Source organism: Thermoleptolyngbya oregonensis NK1-22 (assembly GCF_032705245.1).
In the GTDB taxonomy this organism is placed as follows: Bacteria; Cyanobacteriota; Cyanobacteriia; order Elainellales; family Elainellaceae; genus Thermoleptolyngbya; species Thermoleptolyngbya sichuanensis.
Genome location: NZ_CP053540.1, coordinates 62904 through 78768 on the forward strand (window position 1 = coordinate 62904; position 15865 = coordinate 78768).

Genomic DNA, 15865 nt, shown 5'->3' on the forward strand with positions numbered 1-15865 from the left:
GCAAAGGGGTTGCAATGCTGGGCGATCGCACATCGATTTGGGGGTGAGGCTGGGGATCGGCTTCTAGCTAACAATCTGGACAGTCATCTAGCCAATTATCCAGTCTGCAAAAGCTCAAAAATCAGGCATCGAACGAACTAATTAAGTCGATCAGATTTATCAGATTTAGTCGATCAGATGATTGCTCAAATCATCTGATTTAAAGCCTGGTGATTAAAATCTGGTCACAATCCGGGGATCATCAAGAAACCTGTTAGAAACCTGTGGACAGTCGGGGCAATCTTTCAAAGTAATTTTTTCGGGACAGTTTCAGGGCAGTTTCAGAGCAGTTTCAGGGCACTTGTCACAGCAGTCTTTGAAAAATTCCTGAAGCGGCAAAGGGGCGATCGCGCTTGAGTCCTCATCACTTAAGTCCTTATATTAAGTCCTTATATCACTGAAGTCCTTATATAAGGGCTTACACTTGAGGCTTTATGAGTCTTTCAGTTAAGACTGCCTTGCAGGGTTCCACATTTACGATATATATCGCGAGTTTTTATACTCTGCATGGGATAACACAATGTTTTCAAACTAAGTTCATGTTTTGTAATAAGGGCGATCGCCCGACTGCGCTGCAAAACGCTCAGTTTGTGTCTTTACCGATTCAGATTTTTAGGGAAACGTAAACTCGCTTTATATTTCCTTACAAGGATCTCTGGGGGCTACTGTTCTTCAGAGTGTTCCCCGCTCTTTTCTTCAGCCCTTTCTTCAGGATTGCCCTGTCCCTCCGCTGCGATCGCTGCTGGCGGCAACTCCAGCGGCACGGGTCCCAGCAGCCCCTTGCGAAAATCATTCAGCAATTGTCGCGCGGCTCGCTCTACGTCGTTCTGATAGCGATGCTCGGCCAGTTGCGCCAGGTAGGTTTCGCCTGTGACTCCAGACGGCGACAGCCCATAGCGAGTTTCCAAACCACTGCCGATGATAGTGGGCGCGGCTTCGGACAATTCTTTCCATAAGTCCACAAAGGCGGCGGCGACTCGCTGATTGTCGTAAGCAGCTTCGCCAATGTCGTCGCAGATGGCCAGCTTTAGCGCGGCTTGCTGGTTCGTTAGCTTGGAGGGCAAAATTCCCGGCGCGTCCAGCAGTTCCAGTTCGTCGGAAATGCGAATCCACCGAAGCTGGCGCGTTACGCCGGGACGACGGGCACTCTCTACTACGCGCCGCTTTAGCAGTCGGTTGATCAGCGCCGACTTGCCCACGTTGGGAAAGCCGATGACCACCGCCCGCACCGGCCGGGGCAACATGCCGCGATCGCGCCGCCGCTGGTTCATCTTTGCACCCAAAGCCTGCGCCGCCTTAGACACTGCCTCTACGCCCTTGCCGTGGTTCGCGTCGGTAAAATACGCCGTGTCGTTTTGCTGCTGAAACCAAGTACGCCAGTCCTGCTGAACCCCAGCGGGGATCATGTCCATGCGGTTCAGCACCAGCACCCGCTCTTTGTTGCCCAACCACTGCCCCATCTGCGGATGGCGCGTCGCTATTGGAATTCGCGCATCCCGCACCTCCAGCACGACATCGACTTTTTTAAGCTGTTCCAGAAGCGATCGCTCGGCTTTTGCAATATGACCGGGATACCACTGGATGGGGGGCGTGGACATGGGAAGAGGGAAGAGGGAAAAATGAAGAACGAAAAAGGAAGAACGAAAGATAAAGAGGGCGGAGAGCAAAATTGCCGTGAATCGATCCCCTTAAATCCTCGTACCTACGCGCTGCTTCGCTAGAAACGAAGGAAAACCTCCGGAGCAGTTTAGCCCAGTTCCCTTCCTTGATAAGGGGAATCAGGGGGGATCAGAGGGTTTTGAGGCACGCTCTAGTATGTCTCGCAATTAAGTCCTGCAATACCCCTGCATTTAACTCAAGGTTCTGTCTACAGTCTGTCTACAGAAGTAGAAAAAACTCGCCAGAATGCCTCTTTCGAGGATGGTCAGGAGGAGGCATTGCGTAACAAGATCTTGCTGTGAGGTAACAAAAATTCCATCAATCACAAGTATTTCTTAATAATCTCCTGGGGAAGCAGCCATGAAATTGGACGGAAAGGTCGCGCTGGTGACGGGCAGCACCACAGGCATCGGACAGGCGATCGCCCTTCGTCTGGCGGCTGATGGGGCTAGTGTGGTAATTGACCATCGCGCCGATCCAGAGGGCGCAGCCGAAACGCTGGCCAAGGTTGAGGCAGCAGGCGGCCGATGTTTTCAATATGGCTGCTCGGTCGAAGGGAAAATCGTGCAGGCTGACGTGAGCGATGTGGAGCAGGTGCGCCGGATGGTGGCAGAGTCCGTCGCCCACTTTGGTCGCCTGGATATTCTGGTCAACAATGCAGGCATTCAGAAGAAAGCATCGTTTTGGGAAGTCACTGAGGAAGATTACGACCAGGTGATGGATGTGAACTTGAAGGGTGCTTTCTTTTCGGCGCAGGCCTTTGTGCATCACTGCATGGCAGCCAAACATCCCGGCAAGATTATTAACATTAGCTCGGTGCATGAGGAACTGTCGTTTCCCGATTTTGCGTCCTATTGCGCCAGCAAGGGCGGCATGAAGATGATGACCCGCACGCTGGCAACGGAACTTGCGCCGCTGGGGATTACGATTAACGGTAGTGGATTATCGTAAAGGACACAGAAAAACAAGGTAACGTTGTCCTATTCGTAGATTTTGGGGGAGAAGGCTCCATGACTATCGAGATGACCTGTCCAACCTGTGGGTCTCACGACATCTCCAAGAACGGCACCACCCGGCGTGGCAAGCAAAACTACAAATGTCGAGACTGCAACCGTCAATTTGTCGAGGATCCTCAATGGAAGCCGAAAGATAAGGACACTCGGGCTTTCGTCGATCTACTACTGTTGGAGAAAATTCCGCTAGCTGGTATTGCCCGGGTCAGCGATGTCTCGGATAGCTGGCTGCAGACCTACGTCAACGCATGCTACGAAGCCGTGCCCAAAGCGGCAGCGGTCATCCCCAAGGCGAAAGGCAAGCTGAAGGTGCAGATGGATGAACTCTGGTCTTTTGTCGATCACAAAGGCAACAAGCAGTGGGTCTGGGTGGCGATCGATGCCGATACCCGAGAAATCATCGGCTGCCACATCGGTGAGCGCTCTCGGGAATCGGCGATCGCCCTCTGGCAATCCATCCCGGCGGTCTATCGACAGTGTGCCAAAGTCTATACCGATTACTGGGAGGCCTACGTTACCGTCATCCCAAGCAAACGCCATGCGGCGGTGGGCAAAGAGAGCGGTTTGACGAACTACATCGAACGCCTGAACAACACCCTGAGGCAGCGGATTTCCCGGTTGGTGAGGAAGACACTGTCCTTTTCCAAGAAGCTAGAGAACCACATTGGTGCGATCTGGACGTTCATCCACGACTACAATCACCGTGTTAGAGAGAAGCTAGCAGAACAGGGCGGGTTCAGCTTTTCCTCTGTCCTTTACTAAAAGGTACTACCCGATTAACAATGTCGCACCGGGGGCGATCGCCACCGACAAAAACACCAGCCTGCAAGACGACTCAGACGAATCCAAAGAATTCCTCAAAAAAATCCCCCTCCAGCGCATGGGCAATCCGGAGGAGGTTGCGTCTCTGGTTTCGTTTCTCTGTTCTGCCGAAGCAGACTACATTACGGGTTCTACGTTCTTGGTCGATGGCGGTCTAATGTGGACATACCAAGAGCCGTAGCTGCTACCCATTTACGATTCTGGATTTTTACGATTCTGGATTGGCGATTTTGGATTGCCAGTCAGCATTTGCAGGGCTTTCAGCAATTTCGTTTGACCGAGAAATGCAGTTTAGCTGCGAATCTCGTTCCAAAGCTGAACCCACTGGTCGTAGTTCTTCACGCTCTGCCACATGTTGATCTGCGAATGCAGCGACAGATCATCCATAAATAGCTCGTGCGCCTTTTCGGGGCCCACGGCTTCCGCGCCCAGCGTCGTTGCGCCAGAGTAGCCCGTCACGTCCATCACGCCCTTTTGCCCGTCGCCGCTGAGGATAAAGTCAATCCACTGATAGGCTGCTTCGGGGTTCTTGGAATTTTTGGAAATCATCCAGGAATCTGTCCAGCCCGTCAGCTTGCCCTGGGGACTGACAGAGCCGATGGGATAGCCCTCATTGCTGAGTTGGGTATAGGTCAGCGGCCAGGCGTGAGCCATCACGATTTCGCCCGACTGAAACAGGTTGGCCAGTTCGCCCGCCGTCGTCCAGAATTTGCGGATGTGGGGGCGCAGTTCCAATAGCTTGGCTTTCACTTCGGCAAGATCTTCGTCAGTAAGATCATAGGGGTCAGATTTGCCCAGCCACAGCGCCACGTCGGCAATGGTCATGGGGTTGTCGGGCAGGGCAATTTTGCCAGAATATTTATCGTCAAATAAGATATCCCAGGACTTCGGCGCGGGTTTTACTTGTTTGGTGTTGTAAACCAGCACGTTGGGCCCCCAGGCAAAGGTTACGCCGTAGGGCTTGCCGCCGAAGGTGTTCCACTTGCCGCCCTGAAATGACTCGAATACGGCGCTGTAATTTTGCAGCTTGCTGGTGTCGATGGGGCGCACCAGGCCGGCTTTGTAGAGCCGCTCGGTGATGTCGCCCGATGCGGAGACCAGATCATAGTTTTTGCCGCCGCCTGCGCGGAACTTGGCGAACATCTCGTCGCTCGACCCGGCGTAGGTGGCTTTGATGGTGCAGCCTGTTTCTTGTTCAAAAATATCGGCAAAGGAGGAATCGGTATAGCCTTCCCAGACGATTGCCGTGAGGGTGCAGCCTGCGGCTTGGGCAGGTTGGGGCGCAGTCCACAGCGGGATAAGTCCGAGCAGCCCAATCAAAACTGCGGTGAAGATACGATGCAGCATGTTAGTAATCTCTTGGTTATGCCTCTTGCGGGGTTTCACAAGGTTCAGACTAGGCAAGAATGACCCGCCAGGGTGTGTTTCGCGGCACAGAACGGCTGCGCCGGTCTGCCCCATTGTGCGAGCCAACTTCCTAGTGTATCGCTGGGGTTTGGCGACTGGGGGCTTGTGCAGCATTCTGTAAGAATTGAGCGACTTGAGTTGCCAATGTTGGTCTAAGTTGGAAGTCTGGAGATCCGAGCCAACAGCCTTGGGGGATATCCCCCAAACCCCCTTTTGCAGGGGACGAAGCGTCCCCCACACCCCCTCCTAAGGGATTTCTGGCTTTGCTGAGAGGGCGCTTTGCATTGCATCGTTCATGGAAAATCAAAGGGCGATCGCGCAGCGTCTCTCCAGAAAATCGCGCAGCATCTCTGAGGAGAATCTTTCAGGTTTGTGTCACGACAAATCCAGTCGAATCAAGCACGGACAGTATCTCGACTGCATCGCCGAAACCGAGGTCGGAGGGGGTTTGGGGGGACGCGCTTCGTCCCCCAAGCGGGGGTTTGGGGGGAAGCTCCCCCCAAGGCTTACTGGCTTGGCATCCAGAGCCTTCTCTACGATCGAGTGTCCAAGCAAGTTCGACGTGAGGCTAAACAAGACTCACTGGCCCGGCATCCAGAGCCTTCTCTACTGACCCAAAACCACCCGCTCAATCTCCTTAACACGGCTGTCGTATTGCTCCTGCGTCAGAACGGGCGCGTCTGCAAAGGGATTGTCCACATACCCCGCAGGAAGTTCCACATCAATCCAGGATTTGCAGCCGCCGTAGGACTCTTGATAAGGCAACGTGAGAGATTCCGGGAACCGATGCACGCGCAGCAGCAGGACGTAGAGCGGCTGCTGAGGCTTCCATTTCAGCCGTTCTGTCGCTAGGGCGTTTGTCCAAATGTGAAACGGCAGCAGCGCCTCAACGGTTTCTGCGGTGGTGATTTGAAAGATGTGGGTGATGTCGGCCCAGGCGCAGAGGGTTACGGTGTTGGGATGCCAGCCGGAGGGGACGGGCTGCACTCGGTCGGCGTAGGGCGGCTTGAGCAGGTGTGGCTGCTGGTGTTCGTAGGTGGGGTAGAGCAGCACGCGGGACTGTGCCACGCTGAACCGACCGCCTGTTTCGCGGATGCCGCCTTTTCGCAACAGCAGAATAGTGTCGCCGCTGAGCAGGGCTTCGAGGGCGATCGCCCATTCCTTGAGCGCTGCAACCAACGATCTAGCATTCTCCGAAGAAGAGGCTGAAGAAGAGTCTGGACGTTGGGATGTGGAATTTTGGGGGACGTTTAGGCGGGTCATCGGCAGTACAGCGAGTGAAGATAGGAGGCGGCGTTGTGCCTAATCTAGCGCGTTGGGCGAGGCAGTGCGTCATGAAGTCCTAGGGCGATCGCCCGCTTTAGCCGCTTTAGAAAGAAACTTGGTAGAAACATGCAGGATTGCACCCTGAGCGGCTAAAGTTGTGAGTAGCCTTGCAAATCAGGCTGTAGCCTGGGTTACACCCGAAGGTATTTCCTGGTTCTGCAATTTTCTTCGGCTATTCGTGTTCGTCTACGGTTGTCCCCAATCCCCCCAACCATTTGTCCACTCACTGAGCGACCTGCTTCCTATGGAACCTGAATCCAGCCAAGCTTTGACAGAAGAAATCATCGAAGCAACCAGCCATCTGGATGTCGTTGAAACTGTGATTTCCAGCCTGCAAGAAGACCAGAGCGCGATGGTCAGCCGATCTGACCAGGGCAATCTGTGGAAGTTCAAATATGGCAGTGTGGAAGTATTTGTGCAGCTAACGGGCGAAACGGATGACGACATGCTGATTGTTTGGTCGCCAGTGCTGAGTTTGCCCGCCAAAAACGAGCTAGACCTCATGCGAAAACTGCTGGAACTGAACTGGACGAGTACCTTCGAGTCTCACTTCGCCATCATGGACGGCAAGGTGATCGTCGCGGCGCAGCGCACGGTTGCGGAATTGTCGCCCGGTGAGGTGTCGCGCAACATTACGATGGTCGCTTCCGTCGCCGACAGCTACGACGAGATCCTTCAGGCCGAGTTTGGCGCTTGAACCTGGGCGGTTCCCCCGCCATGAACGTAAACGATGACGGTTCTCGCCCCGTCTGGCGGCTTATTCCGCTGATTACAGCCAATGGCGCGACGCAAATGGCGCTTGATCGCTGGCTGTTCGAGCAACACGCCCAGGGTTTGCATCCGCCGACGCTGCGGTTTTATACCTGGGAACCGATCGCCCTTTCTCTTGGCTATCATCAGCGCCAGATTCCTGAACACTGGCGATCGCTCACTTACCAGAATCAGCCCATCGATCTGGTGCGTCGTCCCAGCGGCGGTCGTGCGGTGCTGCATCAGGGCGACCTAACCTATGCCGTCATCACGTCGGGGCTGGGGCCCAGCCGCAACGCCGCTTATGAGAAGCTCTGCTCGTTTTTAATTGAAGGCTGGCGATCGCTCGGCGTATCGCTCCACTACGGCACAGCCGGCCGCGGCTATATCCACAACCCCAACTGCTTTGGCACAGCGACTCGCGCGGATCTAGTCACCGACAGCGGCCACAAACTCATCGGCAGCGCCCAACTGCGGCGCGGCGAGTGCATCTTGCAACATGGCTCTATGCGCCTCTGCCCCGACTCCGATCTGTCTTGTCAGGTCTTTGGCACAGCGCCAGCAACCGATGGGGTGGTCCAATCGGCCATCGGTGATCCGCCTGACCTCGCCGCTATCATCACCGCTCTGGCAACCGCAGCAGAGCAGTGCTTTGGCATTTGCCTCGCTGCACAACCCATCACCAATGCCGAATGGCGGCAAATCGACGCACTGCAAATTGATGCTCTGAACGATGCTCGTCAGAATTTTCACCAAAGCCCGTAGGCTTGCAACTTCACTCAGCCCGCCACTTACAAGCTTGCTACGGAGAGGCGATCGCCCCTGGAAAGACCCAGAAAGAGCGATCGCCCGGTTCCCCTCGTCATGCGAGAACTAAGACCAGCCCTAGAACTTGTGCGCGTGCAATACCTCTGCATCACAGAGATAAGCAATGCCTGAATAATCGTCAAAAAACTTCGTTGCAACGGTGTCTGCGATGTTGAGAGCCATATCCCGACTGGCGGTAAGCACCTCAATCTTGATATTCGAGTAGACATCGCTAACAGTCGGTTGTCCCGACGAGCGCACGTTGCGACTGCCCTTTCCACCAGCGGGCATCACCGTATAACCAGCGGCTCCGGCTTCATCGATAATCTGGGTAATTTGCTTTAACAACAATTTCTCTGTAACGATGACGAGTTTGCTGGCTTTCTGAGTCATGGAACCTACCTCCTAAAAGCGTCTTGCCGCAAAAATCCAAGAAAAGAGTCTATGATTTTTCCTTAAACCATATCATTGAGTTTATGACAAAGATACCCCTTATTGCGGAAGGTTTACTCAGATTAGCGAAAACATTCCATAAAAACCGCTTATCTATTAGCGCCACTTATGGAATCTCAGGAAAACTAGTGCGTGGGTTCTAGATTCCTAGAAAAAATCTATGATCTCGATTGACAGCAACCCGTCAATATTAAGAATCACTACGCAAAAGGAAAACTTATGACACAAATTTGAAATGTGATGCCATATCCCCGTTAAGGGATGCAAAAATCTGTCGATTCTAGGATAGACTTAAGTCCATAGAGATTTAGGTCTCGATAGACGAAAGTCTATGGAAAGCAGTGCAAGATAGCTACCGCCGTCCGAAGTCTTTCGGAGGTTTACCCTCTCTGAGCAGCCCGTCGGCAGGTTCTTGCATGACACCTGTGCTGTAGGGGTGAATTGCTTCGCTCCTGCTTTTTTCAACCTTTTGATCTCACCTGTCATCATCATGACTCCTCGCTAGAGGACGTGGAAGGAGGTACCTGTGGATTTCTTGTCCGGTTTCTTAGCGCGTTTCGTGGCACAGTTGCAGTCCCCGACGCTCGGTTTTCTGATTGGCGGCATGGTTCTTGCGTCCCTCGGTAGCCAACTGCAAATTCCAGATGCAATTTATAAATTCATTGTTTTCATGCTGCTCATGAAAGTGGGTCTGAGTGGCGGCATCGCGATCCGCAACGCCAATCTGTCGGAGATGCTGCTACCTGCATTGTTTGCTGCGGCAATGGGCATTCTTATCGTATTTATCGGGCGCTACACGCTCGCCAAGTTGCCAAATGTTAAAGTCGTAGATGCTGTTGCTACCGCAGGCTTGTTCGGTGCTGTGAGTGGTTCGACCCTCGCCGCCGCTCTGACGCTGCTAGAGGAGCAAGGCATTGAGTACGAAGCTTGGGCAGGGGCCCTCTATCCTTTTATGGATATCCCCGCGCTCGTGACGGCAATCGTTGTAGCTAGCATTTACCTCAGCAAGCGGAAGCGCGATAAGTATTATTTCAATGAGGAGTATGTCAGCAAGCAGTCCGTGGCGGTCGGTGGGTATACCGACGAGATCAGCGGCCCTGCAAGCAGGTATCCCGGCGGGTCAGGCATCACTGCGGCTGGCTATCCGAAGGATCCGGACGCTGCCCCAAGCAAGCGGGTCAGAGTTTGGCCCATCGTAAAGGAAAGTCTCCAGGGTTCGGCGCTTTCGGCGCTGTTGCTGGGCATAGCCTTGGGCATTCTGACTCGTCCAGATAGTGTCTTTGAAAGTTTCTACGAGCCTCTCTTTCGGGGTCTGCTCTCCGTCCTGATGCTGGTCATGGGTATGGAGGCTTGGTCTCGACTCAGCGAACTGCGTAAGGTGGCTCAGTGGTACGCTGTCTATGCTGTAGTAGCTCCGCTGGTGCATGGGCTAATCGCCTTTGGTCTCGGCATGATTGCTCACTTTGCAACAGGGTTTAGCCTCGGCGGTGTTGTGATCCTGGCCGTCATTGCCTGCTCTAGTTCCGACATTTCGGGACCGCCCACCCTGCGAGCTGGTATCCCCTCAGCCAACCCTTCTGCCTACATCGGCGCGTCTACTGCCGTTGGAACGCCAGTGGCGATCGCCCTTGGCATACCGCTTTACATTGGTCTTGCCCAAGCGTTCATGGGTGGCTAGTTCCTGCCGAGTCGTGGTCTGCCGGTGTTCGTTTGACCCGGCGACCAACGCAGCGGCTATGCAAGGATCTGCCTTATCCAGTCAAAATTGATGTACCCACATCTTTCGGCGATCGCCCTTCATCTGGAAGCACCCGCACCTTTGGGCGATCGCCCCCCGAATCCCTTTCGGGACATTGCACACTCACCTAAGTCTATCGCAACTCAACCTTTGCGTCCGGTTGTCATGGCGTGTAGGGGCGCGACCACAGAAAATACCAGCGGGCGGGCGATAACTCAACCGATCCATTCTGTAAATCCAATCTCATCCAACCACCCATACGACCGTCCGGGGTGCAATGCAAAAGGACGCGGTCACTGAACAAAGCCTGGAGAAAATCTAGAACATCTTCGGTCACAATCTCGTCTCTTTGCGGCTCTGAAAGCTTCTTGTCGTAGGGATTGAAATGACTGTGCGTAATCTTCTCGATCAAAACTGTCGCCTCGTCGCCGTCATCGTAGACGAAAACTCTGCCGACAGCGGGCTGGGTCGCGGGGAACGTAGCTATCGGCTGCGGCGGAGAGTCGAATTGAATCTCCCAACCAGCGAACTCGCGCTTCAAAGCTGGAATGAGGCGGTCGCGAATCATGCGAGGGTTAAGAATATTACTAGGCGGAAATATTCTAGATAGCTGCCCATTTAGGGGTGTTATACGGAAACCGTTGGGTTAATTCCAGATTTTAGGTGATTAGACTGAAATTTTTCATATGAAACCTGACGCAGGTCACCCTTGATAGGGCAGCACCTAGCCCACTAGGTTGAACAATGATGCGATTCTCCACAGGTTACACGGTGCGGCGCTACTCGATGCATTTGGCTAAGTGGGCATGGTAGAGGCGCTAAACGCTTGATGCGAGGGATCAGTGAGTGCGATCGCCCCGCGCAAGGAAAAACTACGGGCTTTGCAGACGTTTTGAAGAACGGCTTGCGCTAGACCATACAAACCTTTCGCATAGTGCGGTGAGATGTTCGGGCGTAGTCTCCAACCAATGGTAAACATCACTGGTGGTGCTACTTTTGCTCTGGGTGGGCTTTTTCGGGTGGGGTTGCGCCGAGGCGGTTGATAATGCGGATCATCTGGTATAGTCGCCCCAAGTCGCGCTGGTTGAATTCAAACACCAGTCGGGGCAAGTGGGCAATTTCTACTGCGTCGGCTTCCTGAGGCAGCGCAGACATTTGGGCGATTTTGCCGCGCACCAGGATATCGCTGAAGTTTGCGTTGAGATAGTCCAGTTCTTCTTCTGAAAGCGCCTGATTCAGCCGCAGCACTAGATTGGGGCCGACGTAGCGGCTGGAGTGATAGACCCGATAAAAGCTGGCGATCGCCTCACAGGCGGCATCCACCCGGTCGGTAATCGTATACAGATGCAGGTCGTCGGCGCTGATCAGCCCTGCCTCCAACAGTTGATCTTTGATGTAGCTTTCCCAGCTTTGCCAATAGTCATCTCCCGGCGTTTCCAGCAGCACCAGCGGCAGCAAGCCCGACTTGCCCGTTTGCATCAGCGTCAGGCACTCAAACGCCTCATCCTGCGTGCCAAAGCCGCCAGGAAACAGCGCCAGCGCATCGCTTTCCCGCAGAAAAAACAGCTTGCGGGTGAAGAAGTATTTGAAATTCACCAGCTTGTCGCCGCCTTCTAAAATTGGGTTCGACCCCTGCTCAAAGGGAAGCTGGATATTTAGCCCAAAGGATTTGTCTGTGCCTGCGCCCTCGTTGCCGGCCTGCATAATGCCCGGCCCGCCGCCCGTGATTACCATAAAGCCGTGGAGCGTCACGCAGCGAGCAAAGTCCATCGCCATTTGATAGGTCGGGCTGCTGGGCTTAATGCGGGCAGAGCCAAAGATGGAAATTTTGCGGACGTGGCGATAGGGGTGAAACAGTTCAAACGCTCGTCCCATGTCTTGCAGCGCCGCGCTGAGGATCTTCCAATCGAGGCGATCGGCATCGGTGCGGGACAGTTGCACAATGGTCGAGAGCGCCTGCTGGATCAAATCTCCATGCTCCATAGAAGGTAGGTCGTGGAGCAGTTGTTCAATTTGGTGCGACAGCGACTCCGAGGCAGCGGACTTGGACAATGAAGACATGCAACTTTCCAAACAGCGCGAATCCCTATTTTACGAGATCTTTGTGACTCGCGGGCGTTGCGGCTATGGCGGGAAAAGGGAAGAACGAAAAGGGAAGAGGGAAGAACGAAGAACGAAAAGATAAAACAGGGATAGTTATCTTCTTTATGGCTCTTGTAGCTGCCGTCGCAGTAGATCTAGGGCGCTGCATATGCTTAGCCAGCGAATCCATTCGCGGCCGCGGCTTGCGCCGAAGAGGAAGCGGTGGCTGGTGACCTGGGTTTTGGGCCCGGCGAGGCCGATGTAGACCAGGCCGACGGGCTTTTCGGCGCTGCCTCCGTCTGGCCCAGCGATGCCTGTGATGCTGAGTCCCCAGGTGGTGCCGAGGCGCGATCGCACGCCCTGGGCCATTTGTTCAGCCACCGTCGCGCTGACGGCTCCGGAGTTCGCCAGATCGTCGGGATTGACCCCCAGTAGGGATTCTTTGACCGAGTTGTCGTAGGAAACAACGCCGCCCCAAAAGTAGCGGGAACTGCCGGGAACCGTAGTCAAAAAGCTGCCCAGCCCGCCGCCTGTGCAGGATTCTGCGACCGAGAGCGTCTGGCCGGCCCTTTGCAAACGCTGCCCCACCACCGAGGCTAGGGTATCGTCGTCCTGACCGTAGTAGTCGGCCCCAGCAATTTGCTGGATTTGCTCAACAACGGGGGCGATCGCCGCCATTGCCGCCGCCTCAGACTCGGCCTTGGCAGAGACGCGCAGCCGCACCTCGCCTTTGCCCGCGTAGGGCGCAACGGTGGGATGGGTGAGGTCAAACAGGGGAGCGACTTTCTCCGCCAGCGCCGATTCCGTAATGCCCCAAAAGCGGAGCGTGCGGCTGTAAATCGGCGCTTGCCCAAAGCCACGACTGCGGAGAAACGGCACCGCCACTTCGCGCCACATGGTCTGCATTTCACTGGGCACGCCAGGAAAGGTGAGGATGATTAGCCCCGGACGCGCCTCCCAAATCATGCCGGGGGCCGTGCCCGTGCGGTTTGCCAACACTGCCGCCCCTTGGGGAAGCAGGGCCTGCTTGCGGTTGTTGTCGGTCATCACGCGGCCGCGGGCGGCGTATTTTTGCGTAATGTCGTCCAAGACTTCTGGCCGTTCCACCAAGGGGGCCTGAAAAAAATCGGCGATCGCCTCGGTGGTCAAGTCATCCGGCGTTGGGCCCAATCCCCCCGTGAAAATCAGCAGGCGCGATCGCTCACAGGCAATGGCGATCGCCGCCTGGAGCCGCCGCACATTGTCGCCCACCACGGTCTGGTAATAATGCGGAATGCCCAGCGCCGCCAGTTCTTGAGCCAAAAACTGGGCATTGCTGTTGAGAATTTCGCCGAGCAGTAGCTCTGTGCCAACGCAAATCACCTCCGCCCCAAAACTCTGGGCAGGATGCGCCGCACCAGCCGAAAGGTCACTCATGAACCGTCCTTAACCACACTATCCTTGGGAGCGGGCGTGTTTGCGGGCCTGCCATGCTGCGTAGGTGAGCAGCAGTGTGGCCACGATGGCATAGGCCAGCCCGCTGGGAATTCCAGAAAACGCCAGTGCCAGACTGCCCACCCAAAACGTCAGCGCGTAGATCACCAATACCGTCATGCGGTGAGGCAGTCCTGCCTTCAGCAGGCGGTGATGCAGGTGGCGTTTGTCAGCCTTGAAGGGCGACTTGCCGCTGCGGATGCGATCCAAAATGACCGCCGACATATCCAGAATCGGCACAGCCAAAATAATGTAAGGCAGCAGCACCGCCACTGTGGTCACGCTCTTGACCAGCCCAATCACGCCAACGCCAGCCAGCGTAAAGCCAATAAAATACGCACCACCATCGCCCATAAAAATCTGCGCTGGATTGAAGTTGTAGCGAAGAAACGCGAAACTCGCGCCGCCGAGAGCCGCCACAATCAGCGCCGCCGCAGGCTGGTTCATAAACAAGCACACCACCAGCATCACCATCGAGGCAATGCCCGCCACACCGGCCGCCAGTCCATCCAGCCCGTCGATCCAGTTAATCGCATTGGCCATGCCCACTAGCCAGAGGACGGTAATCGGCAGACTCACCCACGGCGCTAGCCCTACCAGCCCATCGAAGGGAACTGAAAGAAAATCAATCTGTACACCTGCAAACCAGGCTGCCGTGGCAAAAACCGTTTGCAGCACCAGGCGCACGCTGGGCGACAGGCAGAACAGGTCATCCGCCAGCCCAATCAGGAAAAAGGCTAGTCCGCCGATGACCACGCCCCATACTTCGTATTCTTTATCGGGCGGCAGTACGCCAAACCCGCCCATCAGCCAAACCACCACCAGCGCGGCGACGGTTCCCAGAAAAATGGACACGCCGCCCAGTCGCACCATCGGGCGCTTGTGAACCTTGCGGCCACCTGGCATATCGACTCGTCCGCTGCGGATGCCCAAGTTTTTGACGATCGGCGTTGAAACGAGGACAACCGCGACAGCGACGAGAAACGCGATCAGATGATAGTGAATATAAGGCGGCATCTGAAGTTTGGGAGGCGAAGTGCAAAAGGACTTATGGTTAACCTACGCAATGTTGTACCCCAAAACTGGGCGTATCAAAAAACTTTCGAGTGAACACCGCCAGGACGCACTGATTAGGTGAGGTTAGAGACTAGGTGAGGTTTAGAGCAGGTGAGGGCGATCGCCCTCATTGAGAAGGTCGAGAGACAGGCTGAGCGACAGACTTGCTAAAACATCATTCAGAATACCGCATCCCACTTAGATTAAGACATTTAAACTTGCTTCGCTCTAATTAAACTCTAATTAAGCTGGCATTGCCCAAAACAACATCGCCCCAAGAGCAACTCTCAGGGCGATCGCCATTCGGCATCTTTTCTATCTTTTCTATCTTTTCTATTGAGTCTGTTCTACGGAGCCTGTCCCTGCGTGCTGGGCCTTAGCCCAGTCAACGGCGACATTGTGAACCTCTGCTCAGGGTGATTTGGGGACGATTCGGGGGCAATTTGGGAGCAATTTGGGAGCAATTTGGGGGCGATCGCCCAGAACCCCCAAAGCTCTACTCAGGGTTGGACTCTGGATGATGGTTGCGGATTTGCTCCGCCTCAGGGCAATCTTCCGACACCAGCGGCTCCGAATCCCCTCGCGGCACCGTCGCCAACTTTTGCATTACCGAGCCAATGCTTTCCAGCCGAATCATTTCTTCCCAAGAACACATCTCGTCTTCTTCTTCCGTTTCGTAGCGCAGCGTCACCAGATCGCCTTCGATGTCGAGAATTCGCGCTCGCTCAATCCATCGCTGCTGATCCCGCAAGAAAATCCAGACTTCCCGACCATCACAACAGAGTTGATAGATCTTGCGGTGTAGCATGAATCGCTTCTCCTGAACTGATAACAATCGAACCGTAACCCTGCTGCGACCTCATCTCTAAATCGCAGCTCCTAAATCAAACTGATAGGTCAAGCAGGCAAAGCCCCAAACTCGAACCCAAGGGCAGACCCCAGCTAGATATTCCTACCATCTGAAAACGTTTGATCACAGGCTGTCTGTTCATCTCGATGCAGTTTTGCAAAAAGAACAGCCGCGAAAATCCTAGATTCTTTGGAAGCAAAGGAGGATGGAGAACTTGCCCAGTCCAGAAAATTTTTGAGTTGGGGTAGACCATTAAACTTTACCAATGCCCAAGGCCAGGTCTCATTAATGCAAATTAAAGCCTGAACGTCTGCACTTGTGAAGAGGGCGAAGTCACTAAGTATAGCTCCTTGCTATTCTTCCCACCATTTTAGCGATTGTTTGCCAGAG

Annotated in this window: 15 protein-coding genes and 1 pseudogene; 7 read left to right on the forward strand and 9 right to left on the reverse strand. The window is 54.6% G+C overall.

Annotated features, from left to right (window positions below; translation table 11 throughout):
• Positions 1-701 precede the first annotated feature (701 nt).
• Complete coding sequence (gene ylqF / locus HNI00_RS00295) at positions 702-1637, reverse strand: ribosome biogenesis GTPase YlqF (protein ID WP_316789655.1); 936 nt, start codon at positions 1635-1637, stop codon at positions 702-704.
• Positions 1638-2058: 421 nt separating this feature from the next.
• On the opposite strand from ylqF, the pseudogene HNI00_RS00300 reads away from it, so the two are divergent.
• The 3 genes and pseudogenes from HNI00_RS00300 to HNI00_RS00310 all read left to right on the forward strand — a co-directional run.
• Positions 2059-2631: pseudogene (locus HNI00_RS00300) on the forward strand (SDR family NAD(P)-dependent oxidoreductase); the annotation flags it as partial.
• Between the two features lie 89 nt (positions 2632-2720).
• A complete protein-coding gene (locus HNI00_RS00305) occupies positions 2721-3473 on the forward strand; it encodes an IS1 family transposase (RefSeq protein WP_316793393.1) in 753 nt (250 codons plus the stop codon).
• Positions 3474-3534: 61 nt separating this feature from the next.
• Positions 3535-3714, forward strand: a complete 180-nt coding sequence (locus HNI00_RS00310) for an SDR family oxidoreductase (protein ID WP_316793395.1) — start codon at positions 3535-3537, stop codon at positions 3712-3714.
• A gap of 110 nt (positions 3715-3824) precedes the next feature.
• Here the strand turns inward: HNI00_RS00310 and HNI00_RS00315 are convergent, their stop codons facing one another.
• Both HNI00_RS00315 and HNI00_RS00320 read right to left on the reverse strand, forming a co-directional pair.
• Complete coding sequence (locus HNI00_RS00315) at positions 3825-4880, reverse strand: ABC transporter substrate-binding protein (RefSeq protein WP_316789658.1); 1056 nt, start codon at positions 4878-4880, stop codon at positions 3825-3827.
• A 666-nt stretch (positions 4881-5546) separates the two neighbouring features.
• The gene (locus tag HNI00_RS00320) at positions 5547-6119 is read right to left on the reverse strand and encodes a DUF1802 family protein (RefSeq protein WP_225906687.1); all 573 of its coding nucleotides are present in this window, start codon (positions 6117-6119) and stop codon (positions 5547-5549) included.
• A 391-nt stretch (positions 6120-6510) separates the two neighbouring features.
• Between HNI00_RS00320 and HNI00_RS00325 the strand changes: the two genes are divergently transcribed.
• Positions 6511-6963 (forward strand): YbjN domain-containing protein, encoded by a 453-nt coding sequence (locus HNI00_RS00325; protein ID WP_316789662.1) that lies wholly within the window; start codon positions 6511-6513, stop codon positions 6961-6963.
• Positions 6964-6983: 20 nt separating this feature from the next.
• Positions 6984-7781 (forward strand): lipoate--protein ligase family protein, encoded by a 798-nt coding sequence (locus tag HNI00_RS00330; RefSeq protein WP_316789664.1) that lies wholly within the window; start codon positions 6984-6986, stop codon positions 7779-7781.
• 120 nt (positions 7782-7901) lie between these two features.
• Here HNI00_RS00330 and HNI00_RS00335 read toward each other — a convergent pair whose 3' ends face one another.
• Positions 7902-8216, reverse strand: coding sequence for a P-II family nitrogen regulator (locus tag HNI00_RS00335; protein WP_068511355.1), 315 nt, complete (start codon positions 8214-8216; stop codon positions 7902-7904).
• 586 nt (positions 8217-8802) lie between these two features.
• Here HNI00_RS00335 and HNI00_RS00340 point away from each other — a divergent pair.
• Both HNI00_RS00340 and HNI00_RS00345 read left to right on the forward strand, forming a co-directional pair.
• Positions 8803-9954, forward strand: a complete 1152-nt coding sequence (locus HNI00_RS00340) for a sodium-dependent bicarbonate transport family permease (protein WP_420156236.1) — start codon at positions 8803-8805, stop codon at positions 9952-9954.
• A gap of 32 nt (positions 9955-9986) precedes the next feature.
• Entirely contained in the window at positions 9987-10145 is a 159-nt protein-coding gene (locus tag HNI00_RS00345; RefSeq protein WP_316789666.1) for a hypothetical protein, read from the forward strand.
• A gap of 32 nt (positions 10146-10177) precedes the next feature.
• Here HNI00_RS00345 and HNI00_RS00350 read toward each other — a convergent pair whose 3' ends face one another.
• From HNI00_RS00350 to HNI00_RS00370, 5 genes are all read right to left on the reverse strand, one after another.
• Positions 10178-10582, reverse strand: coding sequence for a hypothetical protein (locus tag HNI00_RS00350; RefSeq protein ID WP_316789668.1), 405 nt, complete (start codon positions 10580-10582; stop codon positions 10178-10180).
• Between the two features lie 422 nt (positions 10583-11004).
• Positions 11005-12075, reverse strand: coding sequence for an LOG family protein (locus tag HNI00_RS00355; RefSeq protein ID WP_297086340.1), 1071 nt, complete (start codon positions 12073-12075; stop codon positions 11005-11007).
• A gap of 144 nt (positions 12076-12219) precedes the next feature.
• On the reverse strand, positions 12220-13512 hold the full coding sequence (locus HNI00_RS00360) for a competence/damage-inducible protein A (protein WP_316789672.1): 1293 nt from the start codon (positions 13510-13512) through the stop codon (positions 12220-12222).
• Between the two features lie 18 nt (positions 13513-13530).
• Positions 13531-14586 carry an MraY family glycosyltransferase gene (locus HNI00_RS00365; RefSeq protein ID WP_316789674.1) on the reverse strand — a complete coding sequence of 352 codons (1056 nt, stop codon included), beginning with the start codon at positions 14584-14586 and terminating at the stop codon, positions 13531-13533.
• A gap of 535 nt (positions 14587-15121) precedes the next feature.
• Positions 15122-15433, reverse strand: coding sequence for a DUF6679 family protein (locus tag HNI00_RS00370; RefSeq protein WP_068509782.1), 312 nt, complete (start codon positions 15431-15433; stop codon positions 15122-15124).
• Between the last annotated feature and the right edge of the window lie 432 nt (positions 15434-15865).